This window comes from Pseudomonas sp. SZ40 (assembly GCF_052958135.1).
Genome location: NZ_JBQWIF010000056.1, coordinates 1 through 24,883, shown reverse-complemented (window position 1 = coordinate 24,883; position 24,883 = coordinate 1). Strand labels below are relative to the sequence as shown.

The window sequence follows — 24,883 nt, the reverse complement described above, 5'->3', positions numbered from 1 at the left end:
GCGGTAGTTCAGTCGGTTAGAATACCGGCCTGTCACGCCGGGGGTCGCGGGTTCGAGTCCCGTCCGCTGCGCCATATCTCAAGGCTTGCCTTGAAGCTACGAAAGAAAGCGGCCATAGGCCGCTTTCTTTCGTTCTGGGTCAACCAAGCCTTTCTCTTCAGTTGCTGTATCCGGGTTATCGGGTGCTGGCTTTGCGGCCCATTCGCGACGCGCAGGGCCCGGGTGCGCGTTGCAGCGCACTTCTCGGGCTTGATCGGCGGCTTTGGCTGCTCTTCAGTCGCCTTGTGATCGTCGTGTTTCAGTTGATCCTGAAGGCAAGGGTGAAGGTGGTGCCTACGTCAGGCTCGCTGACACAGTCGATACGCGCCTCGTGGCGCTGTATCACGCTGTTGACGAAGGCCATGCCCAGGCCGTAGCCCTCGCCACGGGCGTTGCCTTTGCCGAACTGACGGAACTCATCGAACAGATAGGGCAGGTCCTCTGCGCTGATTCCCTGGCCCTCGTCCCGTATGGTCAGCACTGCCTCGTCCGCCTCCAGCGATAGCTGCAGATGAACCGCAGTGCCAGGCCCGCTGTACTTGATGGCGTTTTCCAGCAGATTGAAGATGGCGCGAGTCAGCAATTCCGGTACGCCATCGATCACGCAGGCTTCGTCGTCGAGGAAGTGCTGGCTGATGCGAATGTTCTTGTGTTGCGCCAGCGGCCAGGCCTGATCCACCGCATCCATGACCACCGCCGCCAGCAGCACTTCCTCGAATATCTGCTGCTTGGACTTGGCAGCGTCCAGCAACATGAAGTCATCGGTGAGGCTTTGCGTGCGCCTGACCTGCTGTTCTATCTGGCGATGCAGTTCGTCGTTGGATAGCGGCTCTTCGGTGCGGTCCTGCATGGCCAGCAGAGCCAGAATCGCCGACTGTGGTGCTCGCAGGTCATGGGACAGAAAGCGCAGCATGCTGTCCCGCTGCTCCTCGGCCAGACGCTCCACGGTAATTTCCAGCAATCCGACCAGCCAGCCAGTGGGCTCGCTTTCTTCGGTATCCAGTGGTGCAAGCTGGACCTTGAAGCTACGACCTGATCCGGTAAGCAACACCTGCCCAGGTAGCCGTTGAAAGTCTCTCTCGTCGTCGCTCCAGGCGTTTCTGTGGCTGATCCGTGCGGCTGTCTGGGGCGCTTCAAGTTCTTGCAGTACCTGAAAGACATTCTTGCCGATGAGCGTCCGGTCGCCGCGGCCGTATTTTGCCTGCAGCGTGTTGGCACTCAGGTTGGCCAGCAGCACCTGCCCGTCGAGATCCGTCACGAATACCGAAAGGGGTAGGCTGTCGAGGGATTGTGCGATGAAGCGTCGGGAGCCGCGAACATGACGGATCATCGCTTCCAGGGCGAGCGCGCGACGAAGCAGTTCGTCACCATTGAAAGGCGGTTTGGGTTGAGCCTTCGGGGCTACGTGGGATTTCAGCTCCTGTGCCATGCGGTCCAGTTCGAGGCCGAAATAGGTGGCCACGGTATTCAGGCGCCGCCAGCTCCAGAACATGTAGGCGAGTGCAATACCGATCAGGCTGGCCCCAGGCGCAGACCACCAGCCCATGGCCAGCAGGCTCAGGCTGAGAACCAGGCGCAGGAAGATGAAGGCCAGGCAGACCAGAAAGGTGTGGCGCAGGCGCAGTGTCAGGAATAGGCCCAGAACGATCAGTACCGTGCCCATGGAGATGAGCACATTGAGCCAGGTCGGCATCGACTTGATCAGGTGCTGGTTGAGCAGGCTGTTGAGGAGGTTGCCGTGGGCGACTATGCCCGGTATGGCGCCTTCGGACGAGGCGAGGGGGTAGCGGTTGCCGAGTCCTGAAGCGGTCGCCCCCACCAGAATGATCTTGTTTTGCAGTTCGTCGGCGTCGACGTTGTCATTGAGCACGTCGATGACCGAGACATTGCCAATCCGCGGATTGGCGCCGCTGTAGGGGATGTACAGCTCGTTCCAGCCGAACCAGTTCGCCCCGAGGTTGCTCATGCAGCAGATATCGGGCATCACTGGCTGCTGATAACTGGGAAAGGTGGCGGCGTAGGCCTGCCAGGTGAGTTGGTTCAATTGGCTGACGGCACTGCCTTCGCGCAGGTATAGACGCCGTACGACGCCGTCGGCGTCGGCCGCTATGTAATTGTGGCCGATGCCTCTGGCACCTGCCGCCACGGAGGGAATGGGCGGAATGAAGTAGGGCTGGCCTTCTGCGGTAGGGCGCGGCGCCCGTACGGTGGGGACCACCACAGTGCCGATACGCTCCATGGCGGCCCCCAGGCGCTCGTCGACTTCCGGGCGCGAATCGGGCTCGGTGAAGATGACGTCGTAGAGAACTGCCTGGGGCTCCAGCTCCGCCAGTTTGTCCAGAAGTTTGGTGTGTACGTCCCTCGGCCAGGGCCAGCGCCCGAGAGCGGAGAGGCTTGCGTCATCGATCTTGACCAGCAGAATGCGTGAGTCGACCGGAGGCGAGACGATTGGCATCAGTTTGTCGTAGATGATCTGGTCCAGCCGCCACTGGGGCTGGGCCGCCACGAGGCCTATGCAGGGCAGCAGAATCACCGCGATGATGATCCATTCCCGAACAATTTTTCGATACAACTGCTGAACGCTGAACACGATAGGTTCAAGGGCCTCGAGTGGGCTGTTGGCGAGTGGGCTTAGCGCAGGGTTCCCGCACCCACGATCGTGGGTTGTTCATCCTCGTCCGTGCTGACCTGCCAATACAGTAGTCCAGGCGGCAGGTTGGTGATGTCGACGGCTGTGCTGCGAATGTCCCGTCGATCGATGAAGGGTGACTCCAGCTCACTGTCCGTATCGATTTTAAGGCGGTAGCGCAGGCCGCGTTCGAGCGGTGCCGCATTCCAGTTGAAATGGGTGCGCTGGCCAATCTGCTGAACGTCCACACCTCCATTGGCCGTGCGGTAAAGCATTAGGAATTCGCCGGGTTCGCCCTGCAGGCCTTGCGCATCGATGGCGATGACCCGAACGTAGTAGAACGCGTCGTCCAGCCCCTGGAACTGAAATTCCGGATCCGTTGCGGTTTGCTCCTGATCGATGTTGAGGAAGTCGGCACTGCTTGAAACCTGCGCGATGTACTTCACGGCTCCGGACACCTTCTGCGCGATAATTCGCCAATCAGTCGTGCCTGAGGGCGTTGGCACCCGCTCTGCACGTTGCGTGGCGGCTAGCAGTGGGCTGGTGTGCAGTGCGCCTGTTTCATTCAGTACCAGGCCCTGGTTGGGGGTTATCCAGGTTTCTGGACGGCTGGCCGAGGAGGGAGAACTGACCACTACCTTGCCCTCGAGCACCTCGACCAGCGAATTCTCCGGCGTATCGATGCGTACCACGAAGTGGGTGCCTCGTACGCCGAGCACACCCTGCGGGGTAATGACTTCGAAGCTGTTGAACGGGGTACCCTGGCGGGGCACGTAAGACTCCACTTCGCCTTTCTGCAGGATGACCTGGGCAGCACCGTATTGAGGATTCTGCCCCAGGGATATCAGGCTCAGCGGTGTCAGTACGCTCTTGGCTCCATCGTAGAAACCCATGGTCACGAACGTGGCCTCGCCGGTGCGCACGCTTTGTCCCTCGTTGAGCTTCATGCCTTCGGTCAGCGGTATTTCGGGCTGTCCCTGGGAGTGCACCCATGCCTCACCCTGGAGATGAAGGATGGTGATGGGAAAAGCGTCTTCGTGTTTTGGAATAATCAACCGGGTGCCCACCGTCAGGTCCAGCGGCGAGCCCAGTGCGTTGAGTTTCTGGATTCGCGTCCAGGCGCTCGGCATATGCAGATAATGCTCGGCAATGTCCCACAATGTATCGCCGGGTTCGACCACGTGGATCTGCTCGCCCGCTGCGGCCAGCGCAAGGGGGGGCGTCATGCTGCTGGACAACCCCAGGCAAAGGGACAAACTTAAAAGCAGGGTACTGCGCATGATTGTTTCCTTGCACTACGCTTCGAACGTGCTGCAAACGCGCCTATGAAGGCCCCGCGTTGCCTCCCCTGATGTCTGGCGAGGGGGCAGCGATTCTTTGATTCTTGTGGATATGAACGTGTGCCAGTGCTCGGCCAAAAGAATAGGGCAGAAGCGGTTTGTCGAACACGCCGAGGAAGCGAAAAGTGTGCGTATTCAGATTCTGGAAAAATTCCAGATGGCTGTCCAGTGGGCCGGCATCGCCGATCAAAGAATAATATCGTGTCAGGTGATTGCGTGACGCAGCCTGCAGCAGGATGCTGAGCTCGGCGAAGTTCAGACTCGTGCTGCAGAGCAGGATGTCATAGGTTTTTTGAGCGTTGTGCAGGGCGATCAGGCCCTCCATGCAGCCGAGTGCGGGATAAGTATTGAAGTATCCAGCTTCGCTAAGTTTGCTGACTGTTTCCATCAACTGGAAGGACCAGTCGTCGACGATCAGTATCCGGATATCGTTCTTTTCAAACGCCACCAGATCCGAAGCCGCACTAATGAAGTGATTGGTCATGATGAAGCCTCCCCAAGTAATGAATACAGGTGGTGGTGTCGGTTTTCGAAATGGCGCGTTACTATTGGGGCTTTGTTCGGCGAGAGCGCCGAGAGTCATACATGTGTTTGATTATTAATAAAAAAGATATTCATATCCGGCTAAGTGACAATTGTTCAGATTGCCCGAGGGTTATCGCCGTCCATGCCAGTAGTGACGTAACCTTTTGATCTGGAGCGGTACCCATGCGTATTGCCATTCTTGATGACGAGCCTGTCGAGCTCAGCTTGCTGAACAAGACGCTGAGTTTTTTGAAACTGCCCGACGGTGCGATGCCCATCTGCACCATGTTCTCCGAAAGTCCCGACCTGCTGCGGGCGCTAAAGAGGGAGACCTTCGACCTGATCATTCTCGATTGGCAGGTCCCTGAAATCAGCGGTTTGCAAATGCTCAAGTGGATAAAGATGCATTTGAACCCGTCGCCACCCGTAGTCATGCTCACCTCTCGCACGGGTGAGCGTGACGTGATTCAGGCGCTCGAGGCCGGTGCTATCGAGTACATCAGCAAGCCATTCCGCCAGGGTGAGCTTCTGGCGCGCTTGAAGAATGTGATGCGTCAGCAGCAGACCGAGCCTGCCAGCGACAACGTGCAGAGCTTTGGCAATATCCGCTTCGATCTTCAGGAGACGCAGGTTAGCGTCGATGGTGTTCCAGCATCATTGACGCAGCGCGAGTTCGAGTTGGCGCTGCTGGTGTTCAGGAATCAGGGGCGCCCGCTATCGCGTAGCTATCTGTATGAACATCTGTGGGGGAGGGATGAGCAACTGTCCTCGCGTACACTCGATACGCACATCTATCGCATCAGGAACAAACTCAAGCTGACTTCGGAGTTCGGCTGGGTATTGAGTACGGTCTACGGCTACGGTTATCGGCTCGAGGCGCTGGATGGTAGCGCTCCGTCGGATGAGGAATTGATAGATATTGAAGATTGAAAAAAGGGCCTTGTAGGCCCTTTTCGTTGAAATGGTCCGACGCTCAGTTGCCTATGATTTCGATGCCGACACGGCGATTGGGTTGCAAGCAGCGAATCAGTTGGGGAGTGGCCTTGGTGCCCGGGCACTCGGCGATCGGCTCGGCGCTTCCTTTGCCAAGTACGGTAATTCGATCACGAGCAATGCCAGAGCGGCGGAGTAGTTCAGCCACTGACTGGGCGCGGGCCAGGCTGATTCGGTGGTTCGCTTCGGCGGACCCCAGGCGGTCGGTATGGCCGGTCAGAATGAGCTGTGGTTGCTGGCTGTAATCGTCATGCAGTAGCTGAGCGAATTGCTCCAGGCTGCGCCGACCCTTGGGTTTCATGTCTTCGATACCGGATTTTCCGAATTCGAACAGCGCGTCGGATGGAATGTCCAGCTTGCGAACCGGTATCGGTTGCGCGGTTTCCTGAAGGTGGGGCTTGGTGCACACCATGCGCCATTGATCATGGGGAACAGTCTGTAAATCGGTATTTGGTTTCACTGGAGTGTGGCAGGTGATTTTCTGGCCGTCCTCGATGAAACTGAATGCGTAGATGTCACCATTCGCGGTGGTTACTACCTTGGCAGGCCCACCAACCTTCGGGGCTTGCTCATCGACGACTATCGCAGGCTGGGCGGCGGTAGCGGAACACGCTGAAAGCCCTATGACCAGCAGGACGAGAATGACAGCAGCAAGTAGGGTCGACAGGAATACGTTTTGGCCTTGCATCTTCTGATTACCATGAGGCTCCATGAGAGCCTGTATCTTAAGCACGCAGGAAGTGCTCGAACCGACCGGTTCACATTTGATCAGAATCCGCGGCATGGCAAAGCTTCCGACTTGCATGATCTATCGTTCTCTCAATGCTTCACGACCTTTGTTGAACGGCTTTATCAAATACGAAAGTATCGTTTTCTGTCCGGTATGAATGTCTACCGTCGCGATCATGCCTGGCACGATGGGTAGCTTTTCTCCGTTCTTGTTCTGCAGTGAATCGGACTCGGTCATTATATAAACCCGGTAGTAATACTGATCGCGGTGTACATCATCCTGGATGGTGTCCGGTGATATCAGTCCTACCCGCCCGCTGAGTGCCCCATAGATCGAATAATCGTAGGCGGAGATCTTCACCGTGGCCTCCTGGCCTGGATGGATGTAAGCGATGTCACGTGGAGATATGCGTGCCTCTACCTGTAGACGCTCATTGAGCGGCACGATGCGCATCACCTGCCCATTGGGGGGAATCACGCCGCCGAGAGTGCTTATCTCGATATCCTTGATCACGCCGCGAACGGGGGAGGTCAGGGTCAGGCGAGTCAAGGAGTCATTACGCCCCCGGGTGACGGCCTGCTGGGCTTCGATTTCCGCGTTGGCCTTGGCCAGCTCCTCGTGCGCCCTGACCAGATACTGAGCACGGGTATCGGTGTGCTTGTTCTGCAGTTCGTTGAGCTGGCGCTTGAGGCGCAATACTTCCACCGCGCTGGCGGCACCGCGTGCGACCAGTGGCTCGGTCATCTTCAGTTCGCTGCGAATCAGGCGCATGGCTTCATTGAGCCCGGAGAGGGATTCATTGAGGCCTTTGCGACGTGACTCATAGAGCGCGGTTTCCGCCTGCACGAGGCCGGGCTCTTCGAGGACATCCTCAGGAAACTGCAATTGTGTGTCATTGACCTCGGCGCTCAGGCGCGCGGCGGCGGCTTGTGCAGCTCGGCTGCGCGAGGCGCTTTCGGCAACCGCCGATTCGATGCGGGTGCGATCCAGTTGAGCGAGAACCTGGCCCCTTTCGACGATGTCGCCCTCCTGAACGGGGAGGGCGGCGATCACGCCTCCTTCCAGAGACTTGATCACCTGCTCCTTGGATGACGCGATGACCTTGCCGCTACCGGTGGATACTTCATCGAGTTCGAAGTACCAGGCCCAGCTCAGGAATACGAGCAAGAGCGTTGCCACTAGCCAGACCAGGCGCGAGGAGCTGGGCAGGGATTTTTCCACCAAACCGAAGCCGTCGACATGCTGGCTGTCCGGTTTGCGCGATGGCTTTTCGTTGACGCTCACGGCGGTGCGTGAGGCTGCAGGTGTGGTGTTGGGCATTCTGTTTGGCTTCGCTGCAAAGATGATGAGATGAGAGGCGCGATCTACTTGTGACCGAACCGCGCGAGTACCTGCTCTTTAGGGCCATCCATGACGAGACGCCCGCCGTCGATCACCAGAATGCGCTCGACCCATTGGAGGACCGCAAGGCGATGGGTCGCGACGATCAGCGTGCGGCCTTCGAACCAAGGCGTCAGTTGCTCCAGAATCTGCATTTCGCTCATTTCGTCGAGCGAGGCGGTGGGCTCGTCGAGCAGTACGGTGGCGGGTTCGCGGATGAGGGTGCGTGCCAGTAGCAGTGCCTGCTTCTGCCCCCCGGAGAGGCCGACGCCGCCTTCCATGATCAGATAGTCGAGGCCGCCCTCCTGGGATTGCACCAGCCCCAATGCACCACTGAGTTCCAGTGCCTGAAGGATTTCGTTGTCGGTGGCCATCGGGCGACCCATGGTCAGGTTGTCGCGGATCGAGCCGAAGAACAGTCGTGAGTTCTGGGTCAGCAGCCCCACGTCGCGGCGTACGTCTGCCGGATCGATCAGCGACATCTCCAGCCCGGATAGTTTTATCGATCCGCTTTGTGGAACCTGCAGGCCGGCCAGCACTTGCAGCAGGGTGGATTTGCCCGCGCCGTTGCGCCCGAGCACGGCGATGCGCTCGCCGGGCCGGATCTTCAGGCTGCTGATTTCCAGTGCCGGAGTCTTGTCCTTTTCGCCGTAGCGGTACTGGATCTTGTCGAGATCGAACTGTCCCTGAAGCAGGGGGCGGTGGAGCAGTCTGGAATGCTCGGGCTGGTCGACGGGGCGCTTCATCAGTTCGTCCAGGCCCTGGCGGGCCACCTTGGCTTGCTGCCAGCGGGCGAACACGCTGGAGATCTGTGCCAACGGGGCCATCATCCGTGAGGCCAGAATCGACGAGCCCACCAGCGCACCGGTGGTCATGTCGCCATTCATCACCAGGTAGCAGCCGCCGAGCAGTACAGCGGCATAGACCAGCCCCTGGAGTTCCTGAGTCCAGGTCAGCAGGAAGTTGGTGATATGACGCTGCCTGATGGAGATGTCCGCCGATACCGCGTGCAACTGGTTCCACTGATTCTGGAAGCGTGGCTCGGCGCGCAGCAGCTTGATGTCCTCGATGCCCTGCACCGCTTCCACCAGCACGGCGTTGCGTATCGCCGATTCGCGCATGCCTTCGTTGGACAGTTTGGCCAGCGGTCGTTGTGCCAGCAGCCCGGGCAGGATCAGCAGGGGCAGGGCGCCTAGAGCGATGTAAAGCAGCGGGCCACCCGTCAGATAGAGAATCGCCAGGAACAGCAGCACGAAGGGCAGGTCGGTGACCGCGCTGATGGTGGTGGAGGTGATGAGTTCACGAATCTGCTCCAGTTCGCGGATCTGCGAGATGAAGGTGCCTGTGGATTTCGGGCGGGCGTCGTTACGCACCCGCAAGGCGTGGCCGAACACCATGTCGGTGATTTTCAGGTCGGCACGTTTGCCGATCAGGTCGGCAATCCTGGAGCGTGACATGCGCAGCAGGAACTCGAAGCCAATGGCAAGCATCACCCCAAGAAACAGCACCCACAGCGTGGATTCCGACTGTGCGGGTATGACCCGGTCGTATACCTGCATGGCGAAAATCACCCCAGCCAGTGCCAGAACGTTGGCCGCCATGGCAGCCAGCGCCACATCGCCATAGCGTTTCCAGTCACGCAGGGCGATGCGCCAGAACCAGTTGGCCTGGTAGGGTTTTATGTAGTCGTCGACCCGTGCGTCGGGTACGGATGACTCCGGGCGTAGCACGGCCACCCGCACCGCTCGTTCTCGCAGGTTTTCCAGGGACAGGGTGATCGGAAGACCCTGTTCGCCGCTCAGCAGAGCACTGAAGCGACCCTTGCCGTCGGCCTTTTCGATGATCGCTACCTGCCCGCTGCGCAGCTCGACGGCCAGGGGGAGGCGCCAGGGGTCGAGCGCTTTGTCGGAGTAGGTCTCGAAGCGCAGCATCAGGCCCATCTGCGCGGCCATGCGATGGAGTACTGCATCGGGGTCGCTGCCACGTTCCCAGGACAGGGAAACCCGCACGCTTTCTTCCGACACGCCCATCCTGTAATGCCCGGCAATGTTCAGCATTGCCTCCAGCCACGGCTGATTACGTGCGGCGCTGGTGGTCTGTTGAGCCGTCATGGCTGGATCTCGATCTGTTGGATGGATGTGTCGTTGAGGGAGTAAGCTTCGCGGCTACGCCCGGTTGCGCCGATGTAGGTGACCAGGCCAGCCCAGTAGTCATGGCGGGTCGTCTCCAGCTCGGCGGCAGCCTGATAGACCTCCTGTTCGGCGTTGAGCAGGTCCAGTACCGAGCGGGTGCCAACGCGGTACTGCTCTCTGTAGAGCTCTCTGGTCTCGGTCATGCTGGCCATGCGTTGGCCGAGAATGCCCATGCGTATGCGGGCGCCTACGGCTTGTTTGCGTGAGCTTCGCAATTGGTTCTCGGCTGCCAGGCGCGCTTCCCTGATAAGGGCGTCGGCCCGTTCGATACCTGCCGTGGCGGAGCGGATCTGCGCTGAGACGGCGCCTCCTTGATAGAGCATCATCGAGCCGGTGATCATGGCGGTGTTGTAGCTGCCCTGGTCGATGCCATTGTTAGGGTTGGTACCGCTGAGTGCCTTGTTGGCCGAGCCTTCCAGGGCGATCGTGGGGTAACGTTGGGCCTTGGCGTTTTCCAGCTGACCATTTGCAGACTTGCGATCCGCCTCTGCGGCGAGCACGTCTGGAAGCCGGGTGTAATCCCAGGGGCTGTCCAGATGGGCTGCATGCTCCAGATCCGAGGGTGGGGTGGCGATGGTGTTGGGCTGGTTATCGCCTACCAGCGTGGCGAGTCGCGCGCGCCACTGATCCAGCAAGGTCGAGACCTGTTGATGGTTGGAGCGTGCGCTCTGCTCGCGGGTGGTGGCCTGAATGAAGTCCGATTGCGAGGTGAGCCCTGAGTCGGCGCGCAGCTTGACCATCTCCAGAACGCTCTGCATGGCGCGGACCTGATCCGAGGCGATCTTCAGCAGCGCCTGCTGGCGGTGCACTTCCAGTAGGGTTTGCGCGGTTTCTTCGGCGATGGTGTCGATTTGCTTGAGCAGCAACGCCTGTTGCTTGAATACCTGCCCTTGGGCCTGATTGACCGAGCCGCTGACCTTGCCGAAATCGTGGAGCATCTGTGAAACCGACACCGTGGCGATCTGGCCGTGGCCATAGGTGCTGACCCGGCCCGAGTTGACGCCGGCAGAAATTCTTGGGTAGTAGCCAGCTCTGGCCTGATCGACGGCCCCTTCCTGCTGGCTGATCGCCGAGGCAGCCGACAGGATCGAGGGATGGCGGTTCACTGCGATGGCAACCGCATCGCGCAGGCCGAGAGCCCCAGCGCGTGGCTGTGAGTTCACTTCCGCGCCAGCTTGAGTTGATGTAGCGCCCAGTTCGTCCGCGAGGCGTTGTGTGCTCAAGCCCTGTGGCATTGCACTGTTGCTGTTCCCCGAGAGCCAGGGAAGTTCAACTGCGGCGGCATGGCTGTACGGCAGGCAGGGGGCAAGTAAGCACATGCGCAATAGGACGCTACGGGAGTTGTACATGTAGTCAGAGTTCCTGGTCGTTAGATGCGCAGGGGGCTGCGCTGTACCGTCAGCTATCTCTGAGATAGCTAATGGCCATTATTTTTGAAGTCGATCAGTTTGAGTTGCTCTAGGCTCTAAAAGGAGGATAGTTAACATTTGTTCAGAATCTACTATCCGGATCGTGCCTGAAGTTTTATTCGCAATGCGGTGCTCGAGGTCTGCGACGCGGGTTCGGTCACGATCTGACAGCCTCTTCTGGCGTGCGAGGCCTTGCGAGGCGGGGCTGAGGTAAGGTGAGCTGCTGTTGAGAATGGGACGTGGTTCATTCAGGAGCTGTTGTCGGTAGCTGTCTGAGGTGTTTGCTGTTCAGGCGGTTGTATATTTTCCCAGAACCTTTTTAACGCAAGAAATCTCTAAAAATACATGCTGAAGTGCCCTGTTGAGGTCGCTATGAAAAGCCTGATGATTGTCGTTAACAAGTCGAGCCATGAAAAAAAGTCTGTAGTTTCTAAAGAGTTTTCATTACTGGAACCGTCTGTAGTCCAGTTGGCAGTCAAACGATCTGACATTAGCAGTATCGAGCGTGATGGTGATTCACTTGTCATTGCGCTTAATTCTGGAACAGTGTTCAGAATTCAGGGATTTTTTCCTGAACAGGGGGCGCTGCAGAACGATCTGGTTATCGAGGATGGTGAATATTTATGGCGAGTGGATTTAGCGAGTGGGGAGCCGTTTGTAGGGCAATACATTCCCATCGATTCCATCGAGCCATTGTTAATCAATGAAAGCTTCGATCTCTCGACCGCCGCCTGGTTATTAGGCGGCGCTACGCTTGCAGGTGTCGCGCTTGGTGGTGGTGGTGGTGGTGGTGGTGGTGGTGGTGGTGGTGGTCAGGGGCCCTCTGACACCACTTCACCCGCAGCGCCTAGTGCCAGCTTGGTTAACAATTCTGACGGCAGTCTCACCATCACTGGTACCTCGGAGCCAGGCAGCACGGTGAGAGTGAGGTATCCGGACGGCAGCACCGGCACCGTCACGGCAGGTGGCGACGGTTCTTACAGCCTCACAACACCCGCCAATCAACCCACCGGCGATGTCGTGGCGACGGCGACGGATGCTGCTGGTAATGCCAGTACCGACACCACCGTCTCCTATGTCGATGCGACTGCTCCGGTTGCCCCCTTGGTCAATGTGACGACCAACCCGGATGGCAGCCTGACCATTGTTGGTACCTCGGAGCCAGGCAGCACGGTGAGAGTGAGGTATCCGGACGGCAGCAGCGGCACCGTCACGGCAGCTGGCGACGGTTCTTACAACCTCACCACGCCCGCCAATCAACCGACCGGCGATGTCGTGGCGACGGCGACGGATGCTGCTGGTAATGCCAGTGCGGCCGCCACGGTCTCCTATGTCGATGCGACTGCTCCGGTTGCCCCCTTGGTCAATGTGACGACCAATCCGGATGGCAGCCTGACCATTGCCGGTACCTCGGAGCCAGGCAGTTCGGTGAGTGTGACGTATCCGGACGGCAGTACTGGCACCGTCACTGCAGCCGGCGACGGTTCTTACAGCCTTACCACGCCCGCCAATCAACCGACCGGCGATGTCGTGGCGACGGCGACGGATGCTGCTGGTAATGCCAGTACCGACACCACCGTCTCCTATGTCGATGCGACTGCTCTGGTTGCCCCCTTGGTCAATGTGACGACCAATCCGGATGGCAGCCTGACCATTGCCGGTACCTCGGAGCCAGGCAGCACGGTGAGAGTGAGGTATCCGGACGGCAGCAGCGGCACCGTCACGGCAGCTGGCGACGGTTCTTACAACCTCACCACGCCCGCCAATCAACCGACCGGCGATGTCGTGGCGACGGCGACGGATGCTGCTGGTAATGCCAGTGCGGCCGCCACGGTCTCCTATGTCGATGCGACTGCTCCGGTTGCCCCCTTGGTCAATGTGACGACCAATCCGGATGGCAGCCTGACCATTGTCGGTACCTCGGAGCCAGGCAGTTCGGTGAGTGTGACGTATCCGGACGGCAGTACTGGCACCGTCACTGCAGCCGGCGACGGTTCTTACAGCCTTACCACGCCCGCCAATCAACCGACCGGCGATGTCGTGGCGACGGCGACGGATGCTGCTGGTAATGCCAGTACCGCCACCACCGTCTCCTATGTCGATGCGACTGCTCCGGTTGCACCCGTCGTCAATGTGACGACCAATCCGGATGGCAGCCTGGCCATTGCTGGTACCTCGGAGCCAGGCAGCACGGTGAGTGTGACGTATCCGGATGGCAGTACTGGCACCGTCACTGCAGCCGGCGACGGTTCTTACAGCCTTACCACGCCCGCCAATCAACCGACCGGCGATGTCGTGGCGACGGATGCTGCTGGTAATGCCAGTACCGCCACCACCGTTTCCTATGTCGACGCCACTGCTCCGGTTGCACCCGTCGTCAATGTGACGACCAATCCGGATGGCAGCCTGACCATTGCCGGTACCTCGGAGCCAGGCAGCACGGTGAGTGTGACGTATCCGGACGGCAGCACCGGCACCGTCACTGCAGCTGGCGACGGTTCTTACAGCCTCACCACGCCCGTCAATCAACCGACCGGCGATGTCGTGGCGACGGCGACGGATGCTGCTGGTAATGCCAGTACGGCGACCACCGTCTCCTATGTCGATACCACGATACCCACCGCCCCCGTCGTCAATGTGACGACCAACTCGGATGGCAGCCTGACCATTGCCGGTACCTCGGAGCCAGGTAGTACGGTGAGTGTGACGTACCCGGACGGCAGTACTGGTACCGTCACTGCAGGTGGTGATGGTTCTTACAGCCTCACCACGCCCGTCAATCAACCGACCGGCGATGTCGTGGCCACGGCAGCTGATGCGGCTGGTAATACCAGTGCGGCCACCACCGTCTCCTATGTCGATGCGACTGCTCCGGTTGCACCCGTCGTCAATGTGACGACCAATCCGGATGGCAGCCTGACCATTGCCGGTACCTCGGAGCCAGGTAGTGCGGTGAGTGTGACGTACCCGGATGGCAGTACTGGCACCGTCACTGCAGCTGGCGACGGTTCTTACAGCCTTACCACGCCCGCCAATCAACCGACCGGTGATGTCGTGGCGACTGCGACGGATGCTGCTGGTAATTCCAGTACCAACACCACCGTCTCCTATGTCGATGCGACTGCCCCAAGCGCACCGGCCGTTAGCGTTACATCCAACTCTGATGGAAGCGTGACCGTCTCTGGTACCTCAGAGCCGGGCAGCTCAGTTGAGGTGACTTACCCGGATGGCACCACTGGCACTGTGAATGCCGGTATGGATGGCTCTTACACCACCACCTCGGCGGTTGCTCAACCGAGTGGTCAGGTATCTGCTTTCGCAACGGATGCGGCAGGTAACGTAGGTGCAGCTACGACAGTGACCTACGATATCGTCCCGCCGGTAGCGCCGAGCGCCAACGTTTCCACAAACTCGGACGGTAGTCTGACCGTCGAGGGTGTATCCGAGTCAGGCACCACGGTGTCGGTGACTTATCCGGATGGCACTATCGGCACGGTCGCCGTTGGCACTGACGGTACTTACAGCATCACCTCGCCAGCCGACCAGCCAACCGGTGATGTCATCGCCACTGCAACCGACGCTGCAGGAAACATCAGTCCACCGACCACCGTGTCTTATGTGGATACCATCGCACCGACGACCTCCAGCACGATCGATAGTTTTTCCGATGATGTTGGCTTGATACAGAACGTGGCTTTGCCATCTGGCAGCAGTACGGATGACACCACGCCGACTCTCAATGGTGCTCTCACAGCGGAGCTGGTTACCGGAGAGCAGATCAATGTTTACCGTGATGGCACCCTGATTGGTCAGGCTACAGTTACTGGAACCGCATGGGCCTTCACTGATTCGACTCCGGCCGATGCTACGTACGCTTATACGGCGCGCATCGAGGATGCATCGGGCAACCTCGGTACGGTGTCCAACAGCTTCTTGTTGACGGTAGATACCGTTGGACCGTCGTCCTCGACGACTCAAGTGACCATCGATGCGTTAACTGGTGACGACGTGATCAACGCCGCCGAGTCGAGTGGGGTGGTTACGGTGACCGGCACCATCAGCGGCGATTACAGCATCGGTGATGTGGTTACCCTGACCACTGCCGTTAGTACCTACACCGGCACGGTGGCGGCGGGCGGCATCTGGAGCGTCGACGTTGCCGCCGGTGGGTTGGGGGTTAATGGCAGCCAGGTCGCCCATGTCAGCATCCTTGCTCATGATGTTGCTGGTAACTCGGGCGCCGTTACGGCTAGCCGTCCCTATGAGGTCAACACCAGCCCGCCTGCTGGTACCGCGCTGGCGATCGACCGCGTGGCAGGTGACGATATCGTCAACGCCAGCGAGGCTGCGCCAAGCAACACGGAAACCATCAGTGGCAGTGTGACCGGAGAGTTCACCGCTGGTGATGTGGTGACACTGACCATTGGCAGTTTCACCACTACTACGACGGTGGGAGTGGGTGGTCTTTGGAGTGCAGACGTCGCTGGTGATGTGCTGGCAGCGGGCGCGAGCATCGAAGCCAGCCTGGTCGCTCGCAACGCTGTGGGTAACGAGGCGACGGTGACGGCCAGCCGTGCCTACGTGGTCGATACCGAGTTGCCGGACAATACCTCTACCACTCTCTTTTTCGATCCTGTCACTGCCGACAACATCGTCAATGCTAGCGAGGCCGCTACCACCTTGAATCTGTCTGGGAGCGTGACCGGTGATTACCAGGCCGGTGACGTCATCACGCTGGTCATCAATGGTGCGCAGTACAGTGGCAGCGTTGCTACGGGTGGCGCCTGGACGGTCACCAACGTCGCAGGCAGCGACCTGGCCGCCGATAGTGATCGCGTCATCGATGCTTCCCTGGCTGCCCGTGATAATGCAGGCAACGTCGGTACCATTGTTGGCCAGCATGGTTACATCGTGGATGTTGCAGTACCTGCCGCGCCGGGCCTGGTGGTCATCGACGACGTGGGTAGCATTGTCGGTGACGTCGCGAGTAACGGCGGGGTAACCGATGACACGACCCCGACTTACCAAGGCACCGGGGAGGTCGGGGCTACCATCAGTCTTGTGATCAACAATGCCGCTGCAGTGAGTGTACTTGTAGACGGCGATGGCAACTGGGCCTACACGGCACCTTTGGCTGTTATCGATGGCACCTATACCGTGGTTGCAACGCAGACCGATGTGGCGGGTAATGTCAGCAACTCGGTGAGTACTCAGTTCAGTGTGGATACCCAGGCACCAACTGCGCAGGACGGTTACGACGTCGCGATCTCTTCCTACACCGATGATGTTCAGCCGCAAACCGGCGTGTTTCTGGACGGCAGCCGCACCAATGACACTTCACCGCTGCTCAATGGAACGGTGGCAGGCCTGGTACCCGGTGATCGGGTGCTGGTCTACGAAGGCGCGACGTTATTGGGGGCTGCGACAGTCAATGCCGGCAGCTGGACGTTTCAGGTCGTCAACGCTGCCGAGGGCCCTCATAGCTACACCGCTACGGTGGTCGATGCCGCTGGTAATGAGGGAGTCGTTTCAGCCCCATTGAGCCTGATCGTGGACATCACAGCGCCAAGTGCAGCCGATGGTTATGCCGTTGCCATCACCGGTTACGTCGATGATGTGGACCCGCAGACCGGTACCTTCTCGAGTGGCACCAGCACCAATGACGCATCGCCCTTGTTGAATGGCACGGTAGCTGGTTTGACGAGTGGGGATCAGGTGCAAATCTACGAAGGCAGCACGTTGCTGGGGAGTGCGGCAGTCAGTGGCGGAGGTTGGACGTTTCAGGTCGCCAACGCGCTGGACGGTGCCCATACCTATACAGCCGTCGTGGTGGATGCAGCCGGTAACCAGGGCGTGACTTCAAATGCCTTCACCCTGATCGTCGATACTCAGGCGCCCAGCGCTGCAGATGGTTATGCCGTAGTCATCACGACATTCACCGACGATGTCGAGGCTTCGGTCGGCGACTACCCGAGCGGTACCTCGACCAATGACAGCTCACCCTTGCTCAGTGGAAGCGTGGCGGGCTTGCAGTCAGGTGACTATATCCGTATCTATCAGGGCAATACGCTGCTGGGCATTGCTGATGTCAACGGTGGTGTCTGGAGCTTTCAGGTAACTGGCGCCAGTGACGGGAGCTACAGCTATGTGGCGAAGGTGGTCGATGCTGCAGGTAACGAGGGGTTGGAGTCCGCTCCATTCGAGCTGACCATCGACACCGCGCCGCCGACACAAACTGCAACCATCGAAAGTTTCTCCGACGACTCCGAACCGTCCACTGGAGATTTCGCCAGTGGCTCCACCACGGATGACCCTACGCCAGTACTCAATGGCAGTCTGTCCGCAGCTATCGACGCTACCGATACCGTCCTCATTTACGAGGGGACAACCCTGCTGGGAAGCGCCATTGTCAGCGGAACTACCTGGACATTCGCCATCCCTGATCAGACGCTGGTAGGCGGTTCGCTGCACACCTACACGGCCGTCGTGGCTGACCAGGCTGGTAATGAGGGTCAGCAATCAGCGGGATTTACCCTGATCAGTGTGGTCGAGATCAATGCCCAAACGACACTCGACACCACGCCGATCATCAGTGGGCGCATTCCTTACAGTCTCGTGGACGGTGCGCAGCTGGACGTCACAGTCAATGGCAAGACCTATACCTCGTCCGACGGCTCGGTCGTTGTCGATAGCCTGAACTCGACCTGGTATGTACAAATTCCGGCTGGCGATACGCTGGCTGTAGGGACATATCAGGTCCAGGCTCAAATCCTTAACGGAGATGGCACCGCAGGTGCTCAGGACGTGCAAACGGATGAACTGATCGTGGCACCAACACCGGATGCCACCTTTGGTGCCGCTGGCGGGGATGGCAACAACAAAGGCACGACGGTCACCATGAGCAACAGTGGCAACTGGGAGTTCTTCAGCAATCAGGTGGTGTACAGCAGCACCGGTACCGATAGTGCCACTATCGCCCAGTACAGTGGAACGACATTGACCAGCAATACCGGTGGGGCGGGGTTTGGCGCTGGCAATATGAACATGGTGCAGAACGCGACCTATATCGATATCAACCGCGATGGTTACATGGACATTGTCGGGATCGACAGCCGTTACAGCAATGGTCAGCAGATGTTCATCAACAATGGCGACGGTACCTACACGGCTCAGCAGATGGCTGACACCAATGCATCAGGCGACAATCTGGCTAATGTTTACAGTTGGTACGGTGGCGTGATCGCCATCGATTTCCGTGGTGACGGCTACGTCGATGTGGTTTTCGGCGATCAAACTCCAAACGATGCAAGCGCCCCAGGGGGGTACAACTCGCAGTTCGTTCAGAACAACTCGGGGGTATTCATCAAGGACGCTGTCTACACCTTTACCCGTGCCAATGGTGGCCAGAACACTGGAAACGCAACGCCTGATCAAGAGCTTTCAGGGGTCGATCTCGATAATGACGGTACTGTCGATGTGGTATTCCATGCCACCGACGGCAGCAACAAGATCGGTGCGGCTGACTCGACCGGCACCGCTACCAGCAGCAATTCCGCGCGCCTGGTGGTGGTGAAGAACGACGGCGCAGGTGGCTTCATCACTAGCCAGATAATCAACAACGCCGTGCTGTTCACCGGGGATCCAAACATTGCCAACGAGCCGTCAATGACCTGGGCCGATTACAACGGTGATGGATACATGGACCTGTTCATGGGGCGGGTCCATGGCGCCAACGCGGCGGCCCAGAACAACAGCACCATTTTCTTCAACGACGGGGCTGGCAATCTGGCCTCTACCGACGCTGCGGGTGTTGGTACCGCCACCGGGACCTACCAATTCAACGATACCGTGCGAGGCGGGGCATCGCTGGCGTTGGATTGGAACGGCGATGGCCGCATGGACATCATCGAGGCGCCACAGATCGGGGAGGGCACAGCAGCCGTTGCGGGCACCGTCAATCTGTATATCAACCAGACCTCCGGTGGTACCTCCAGTTTCGACACCAGTTACCTGCAGCCCAACGACGTCTTTGGCAGCGATTCGGCAACAGCCAGCACGTTCAGCGGTGCCATAAACGCATCTGGTGTGGTGACGGGCAACCCTGTCACTGGAATGATCAGTGTCGACATCGATTATGACGGCGCCAAGGATCTGTTGATCTTTACCAGCAATGGCACCACCACCTATGTCCGTAATACCAATGCGATCGCAGACGGCACCAGCATGCATGTGCGTATTGTCGACCCTCAAGGCATCACTGCCTACTTTGGCAACACCGTGAAACTGGTGAACTCCGCAGGGGTTGTGGTTTCGACGCAGATCATCAATCCGCAGTCCGGCGGGCAAACCAACGACAGTACCAGTCTCGTGGATTTTTATGGCCTTGATCCCAACGAAACCTACAGCATCGTCCTGTTACGCAACACGAACGGTACCGCTAGCCATGTGGGCGCAGAGAGCGTTGTGGCCGGCTACAACATCCAGAGCGTCAACAGCACCTGGGGTGGATTGAAGGCTGGTGAGGCCGATTCGGCCTATGTGCTCACTGCGCAGGGCGAGGCTGAACCTTCCAATACCGTCGGTGCGGGTGTGGTGGGTACAGGGTATAACGATACCTTCTTCGCCACGCTCGGGACTAGCCGCTACGAGGGAGGGGGAGGTACCACGGAAGCCTCGAACTACAAGTCATGGGCCAGTAATGGGGGGATGGATATCGTGGACTTCAAGTTGGCGGATAGCACTGCGCTGACCATCGACTTGACCTTGACCGCGGCTCAGAACACCGGTTGGAATACGGTGACGCTCAGTGACATCGAGGGGGTCGCAGGTGCCGCAGGCAATGACACATTCACCGACGACGAACGTGATAATTTCTTCGAGGGGCGCGGTGGCAACGACACCTTCAACCTGATCAACGGTGGCCGTGATACCCTGCTCTATAAGGTGTTGGAAGGGGCTGCTGGTGACGGTACCGGGGGGAACGGCTCCGACATTATCAATGGCTTCACTGTGGGTACCTGGCAGGCTACCCCAGACGCTGATCGGATCGATCTTTCGGAACTGCTGGTGGGATACACCGCAGGGGGAGGTGCTCGTTATATAAATGGTGTCGCTACTATCGCCGGTGACGAGACCATTGGGCAGTTCCTATCCGTGACCAGCAGCGGTGGTAGCACCACGGTAAGCATTGATCGTGACGGCGATGGCTCCGCATACAGCCCGACCGCTTTGGTGACTCTCAATGGCGTGAGTGTGGATCTTGCTACCCTGTTGGCGAATCAGCAGCTTGTAGTGGTTTAAAGCGCCATCTTCTCTCAATCGCGGTGGGCTGCGGGATAAACCGCAGTCCAGTTTCGTGGCATCACCCTGTCATGTTAGCGGCTAAGTATCAGCGACTGTTCAGTCAATAAAGCCTTCTGGAATTCTCTTCAGTGTCTGGAGTCGTTTTAATGGCTTCGAATTATCTGTCATTTGTTGGCTCTCGTTGTTCTCCTTTCTGAATTCTCTGCTTATGTAGCGGCGCTTTTCTGTGGCGTTGTTGAGTGGCTGTGATTTCTTCTTTTTATATTGTTTTTGATGTGAGTATCTAAAGTGTGCGTACGTGCGTGCCGGTTGGTTTGGTAGGCCTTTTAAACTTTCTGATAAGAGTGTTTGTCGATCATTATTTAGGGGTATGAGGTTTTCTATGCTTTTTTAGCGTTAAAAGAATATTGAATCAGCCGCTGGAGAAGTCCTTTACGGGGCAATTCGACCTCTGGCGCTGCTTGGTTTTTATAGGGTTCATTGGTTTTCAAGAGTTTAAGATCCGGGCGCACGTGGGGCTGCGTGCTTTTAATTGTCAAATCGTCGAAAACTCTCTGTAGCCCATTCCATAGGGCTTTGCGCATTGAATTGGCAGCGCGGAGTTCACTTTTCCTCGGCTCGAAATCCCCTAAATCTGAACAAATCTGACGTTTTGGGCTTCGGGGGCAGGGGCGCGGTTATTTTGCTGGCATCCACAGATTTATGTCTGCCATGCAAATGCCGAGGTTATATTTTATGGAAAGGTTGATTTCAGTTGTAGATAAGGTAACTCATGAAGAAGTGTTGGCCTCTGGACTTGAACTCACGCTTGGTTCGCCATCGGTTGTCCAATTGACGGCCAAGCGCTCCGAAATAAAAAACGTAGAACGCCAAGGTGATCAACTAACGGTTACGCTGGAGTCGGGTGCTGTAATTCGTATAAATGGTTTCTTTGCGGCAGAAGGTGCTCCGCAGCATGATCTGGTTTTGCTCGATGATGAAAATCAGTTATGGCACGTACAGATATCGGAAGAAGGTTTTGTCGATCAGTTTGTTGCTATCGAGTCCGTCGAGCCGCTGCTGTTTAACGAGTCCTTTGATCTTTCTACGATCGCCTGGGCGCTGGGAGGGCTCGCTCTCGTCGGGGGCGCGGCAGGCGTCAGCAGTGGCGGCGGAAGCAGTCGCGTAAAGAACGAAGCGCCGCAGGATACGACGCCGCCTGCCGCCCCCGTTTTTTCTGTTGTTGCCAATGCAGACGGCAGCGTAACCATTTCCGGGGTGAGCGATGCAGGTGACACGATTTCGGTTGTCTATCCCGATGGTACTGCTGCAGCCGTGACTGCGGGAAGTGACGGCTCCTACAGTATTACCTCTCCTGCCAATCAGCCGTCGGGCGATCTGGTTGCCGTGGCTACCGATGCCGCAGGCAACTCCAGTGCAGCAACGATTGTTTCCTACGTCGATGCCACGGCACCTCAAGCTCCAGTGGCTAATGTGATCACCAACCCTGACGGCAGCCTGACCGTCGCTGGTACTTCCGAACCAGGCAGCACCGTCAGCGTGACCAATCCAGACGGCACTACCGAAACCGTCACTGCCGGTGCCGACGGTTCCTACAGCATCACCACACCAGCCAATCAGCCTTCGGGTGATGTGGTGGTTGTGGCTACGGATGCCGCTGGCAATGTCAGTGCGCAAACCACCATTTCCTATGTCGACGCCACGGCACCCGATGCTCCTACGGCTGAAGTGACCGTCAATGCTGACGGCAGTCTGACCGTCGCTGGTACCTCCGAATCAGGTAGTTCGGTTGCAGTAACTAGTCCTGATGGCAGCACGAATACGGTTTCGGCCGATGCAGATGGCTCTTACAGCACGACTACCTCAGCCAATCAGCCGTCGGGTGATGTGGTTGTCGTAGCTACGGATGCCGCTGGCAACATCAGCGCTGAAACCACCATTCCTTACGTCGACGCCACCGCCCCCGATGCTCCGACTGTTGAAGTGACCGTCAATGCTGACGGTAGCTTGACCGTCGCTGGTACTTCCGAACCAGGAAGCACCGTTGCAGTGACCAACCCTGACGGCACTACCGAGACCGTTACTGCCGGTGCTGATGGTTCCTACACCATCACCACGCCAGCCAACCAGCCTTCGGGCGATGTAGTTGTCGTAGCTTCGGATGCGGCTGGCAACATCAGTGCTGAAACGACCATTCCTTACGTCGATGCCACCGCCCCCGATGCCCCGACGGCAGAGGTGACGGTCAATGCTGACGGCAGCCTCACTATTGTTGGTACCTCTGAACCAGGTAGTACGGTTGCAGTAACCAACCCTGACGGCACTACCGAAACCGTGGTCGCTGGAGCCGATGGTTCCTACACCATCACCACGCCGGCCAATCAGCCGTCGGGCGATGTGGTTGTCGTAGCTACGGATGCCGCTGGCAACATCAGCGCTGAAACCACCATTCCTCACGTCGACGCCACTGCACCCGATGCACCGACTGCTGAGGTGACCGTCAATGCTGACGGCAGCCTGACCGTTGCCGGTGTAGCAGAGCCAGGTAGCACCGTCAGCGTGACCAATCCTGACGGCACTACCGAGACTGTTACTGCCGGTGCCGATGGTTCCTACACCATCACCACTCCGGCCAACCAGCCGTCGGGCGATGTGGTTGTCGTAGCTACGGATGCGGCTGGCAACATTAGTGCGGAGACCACCGTTCCTTACGTCGACGCCACCGCCCCCGATGCCCCGACGGCAGAAGTGACGGTCAATGCTGACGGTAGCCTCACCATTGTTGGTACCTCTGAACCAGGTATTACGGTTGCAGTAACCAACCCTGACGGCACTATCGAAACCGTCACTGCTGGTGCCGATGGTTCCTACAGCATCACCACGCCAGCCAATCAGCCTTCGGGCGATGTGGTTGTTGTGGCTACTGATGCCGCTGGCAACATCAGTGCTGAAACCACCATTCCTTACGTCGATGCCACTGCACCCGATGCACCGACTGCTGAGGTGACCGTCAATGCTGACGGTAGCTTGACCGTTGCCGGTGTAGCAGAGGCGGGTAGCACCGTTGCAGTGACCAACCCTGACGGCACTACCGAGACCGTTACTGCCGGTGCTGATGGTTCCTACAGCATCACCACTCCAGCCAACCAGCCTTCGGGCGATGTAGTTGTCGTAGCTTCGGATGCGGCTGGCAACATCAGTGCTGAAACCACCATTCCTTACGTCGATGCCACTGCACCTGATGCACCGACTGCCGAAGTGACCGTCAATGCTGACGGCAGCCTCACTATTGTTGGTACCTCTGAACCAGGTAGTACGGTTGCAGTAACCAACCCTGACGGCACTATCGAAACCGTCACTGCTGGTGCCGATGGTTCCTACAGCATCACCACGCCAGCCAATCAGCCTTCGGGCGATGTGGTTGTTGTGGCTACTGATGCCGCTGGCAACATCAGTGCTGAAACCACCATTCCTTACGTCGACGCCACCGCCCCCGATGCCCCGACGGCAGAAGTGACGGTCAATGCTGACGGTAGCTTGACCGTTGCCGGTGTAGCAGAGGCGGGTAGCACCGTTAGCGTGACCAACCCTGACGGTACTACCGAAACCGTGGTCGCTGGTGAAGATGGTTCCTACACCATCACCACTCCGGCCAACCAGCCGTCGGGCGATGTGGTTGTTGTAGCTTCGGATGCGGCTGGCAACATCAGTGCTGAAACCACCATTCCTTACGTCGATGCCACTGCACCTGATGCACCGACTGCCGAAGTGACCGTCAATGCTGACGGCAGCCTCACTATTGTTGGTACCTCTGAACCAGGTAGTACGGTTGCAGTAACCAACCCTGACGGCACTACCGAAACCGTGGTCGCTGGTGAAGATGGGTCCTACACCATCACCACGCCGGCCAATCAGCCTTCGGGCGATGTGGTGGTTGTGGCTACCGATGCGGCCGGCAACATCAGCGCCGAAACCACCATTCCTTACGTCGATGCCACGGCACCGGATGCACCAACGGCAGAAGTGACCGTCAATGCTGATGGCAGCCTGACCGTCGCTGGTACTTCCGAGCCAGGCAGCACTGTCAGCGTGACCAATCCAGACGGCACTACCGAGACCGTGGTCGCTGGTGAAGATGGTTCCTACACCATCACCACGCCGGCCAATCAGCCTTCCGGCGATGTGGTGGTTGTGGCTACGGATGCGGCCGGCAACATCAGCGCCGAAACCACCATTCCTTACGTCGACGCCACGGCACCCGATGCACCGACTGTTGAAGTGACCGTCAATGCTGACGGTAGCCTGACCGTCGCTGGTACTTCCGAGCCAGGCAGCACCGTTGC

General features: G+C 58.5%; 10 protein-coding genes. 3 read left to right on the top strand and 7 right to left on the bottom strand.

The genetic code is table 11. From position 1 onward, the window contains the following. Positions 1-298: 298 nt before the first annotated feature. From ACT9T4_RS25325 to ACT9T4_RS25315, 3 genes are read right to left on the bottom strand one after another with little or no spacing between them, the layout of a single operon-like run. Positions 299-2,629 (bottom strand): CHASE2 domain-containing protein, encoded by a 2,331-nt coding sequence (locus tag ACT9T4_RS25325; RefSeq protein ID WP_499119597.1) that lies wholly within the window; start codon positions 2,627-2,629, stop codon positions 299-301. A gap of 41 nt (positions 2,630-2,670) precedes the next feature. After that, positions 2,671-3,948, bottom strand: coding sequence for a FecR family protein (locus tag ACT9T4_RS25320; protein ID WP_499119595.1), 1,278 nt, complete (start codon positions 3,946-3,948; stop codon positions 2,671-2,673). Positions 3,949-3,991: 43 nt separating this feature from the next. Continuing rightward, positions 3,992-4,492 carry a hypothetical protein gene (locus tag ACT9T4_RS25315; protein WP_042553052.1) on the bottom strand — a complete coding sequence of 167 codons (501 nt, stop codon included), beginning with the start codon at positions 4,490-4,492 and terminating at the stop codon, positions 3,992-3,994. Positions 4,493-4,716: 224 nt separating this feature from the next. On the opposite strand from ACT9T4_RS25315, the gene ACT9T4_RS25310 reads away from it, so the two are divergent. Next, entirely contained in the window at positions 4,717-5,463 is a 747-nt protein-coding gene (locus ACT9T4_RS25310; RefSeq protein ID WP_042553051.1) for a response regulator transcription factor, read from the top strand. A 43-nt stretch (positions 5,464-5,506) separates the two neighbouring features. On the opposite strand, the gene ACT9T4_RS25305 is transcribed toward ACT9T4_RS25310, so the two are convergent. From ACT9T4_RS25305 to ACT9T4_RS25290, 4 genes are all read right to left on the bottom strand, one after another. Then, on the bottom strand, positions 5,507-6,331 hold the full coding sequence (locus ACT9T4_RS25305) for an OmpA family protein (protein ID WP_499119592.1): 825 nt from the start codon (positions 6,329-6,331) through the stop codon (positions 5,507-5,509). A gap of 3 nt (positions 6,332-6,334) precedes the next feature. Next, a complete protein-coding gene (locus ACT9T4_RS25300) occupies positions 6,335-7,540 on the bottom strand; it encodes a beta-barrel domain-containing protein (RefSeq protein WP_285402206.1) in 1,206 nt (401 codons plus the stop codon). Positions 7,541-7,620: 80 nt separating this feature from the next. Beyond that, positions 7,621-9,747 carry a type I secretion system permease/ATPase gene (locus ACT9T4_RS25295; RefSeq protein WP_499119590.1) on the bottom strand — a complete coding sequence of 709 codons (2,127 nt, stop codon included), beginning with the start codon at positions 9,745-9,747 and terminating at the stop codon, positions 7,621-7,623. Further along, the gene (locus ACT9T4_RS25290; protein ID WP_231570133.1) at positions 9,744-10,991 is read right to left on the bottom strand and encodes a TolC family outer membrane protein; all 1,248 of its coding nucleotides are present in this window, start codon (positions 10,989-10,991) and stop codon (positions 9,744-9,746) included. The genes ACT9T4_RS25295 and ACT9T4_RS25290 overlap by 4 nt, the downstream gene beginning before the upstream one ends. 618 nt (positions 10,992-11,609) lie before the next feature. Between ACT9T4_RS25290 and ACT9T4_RS25285 the strand changes: the two genes are divergently transcribed. Together ACT9T4_RS25285 and ACT9T4_RS25280 are read left to right on the top strand one after the other, a co-directional pair. Further along, positions 11,610-20,537 carry an Ig-like domain-containing protein gene (locus ACT9T4_RS25285; RefSeq protein ID WP_499119588.1) on the top strand — a complete coding sequence of 2,976 codons (8,928 nt, stop codon included), beginning with the start codon at positions 11,610-11,612 and terminating at the stop codon, positions 20,535-20,537. Between the two features lie 738 nt (positions 20,538-21,275). Continuing rightward, positions 21,276-24,883 (top strand): Ig-like domain-containing protein (locus tag ACT9T4_RS25280; protein WP_499119586.1); only part of this gene is annotated, 3,608 nt, incomplete at its 3' end.

Coding starts and splice junctions, on each gene's coding strand:
- ACT9T4_RS25305 (WP_499119592.1), bottom strand. CDS start 6,331: ATGCAAGTCGGAAGCTTTGCCATGCCGCGGATTCTGATCAAATGTGAA.
- ACT9T4_RS25295 (WP_499119590.1), bottom strand. CDS start 9,747: ATGACGGCTCAACAGACCACCAGCGCCGCACGTAATCAGCCGTGGCTG.
- ACT9T4_RS25320 (WP_499119595.1), bottom strand. CDS start 3,948: ATGCGCAGTACCCTGCTTTTAAGTTTGTCCCTTTGCCTGGGGTTGTCC.
- ACT9T4_RS25285 (WP_499119588.1), top strand. CDS start 11,610: ATGAAAAGCCTGATGATTGTCGTTAACAAGTCGAGCCATGAAAAAAAG.
- ACT9T4_RS25315 (WP_042553052.1), bottom strand. CDS start 4,492: ATGACCAATCACTTCATTAGTGCGGCTTCGGATCTGGTGGCGTTTGAA.
- ACT9T4_RS25310 (WP_042553051.1), top strand. CDS start 4,717: ATGCGTATTGCCATTCTTGATGACGAGCCTGTCGAGCTCAGCTTGCTG.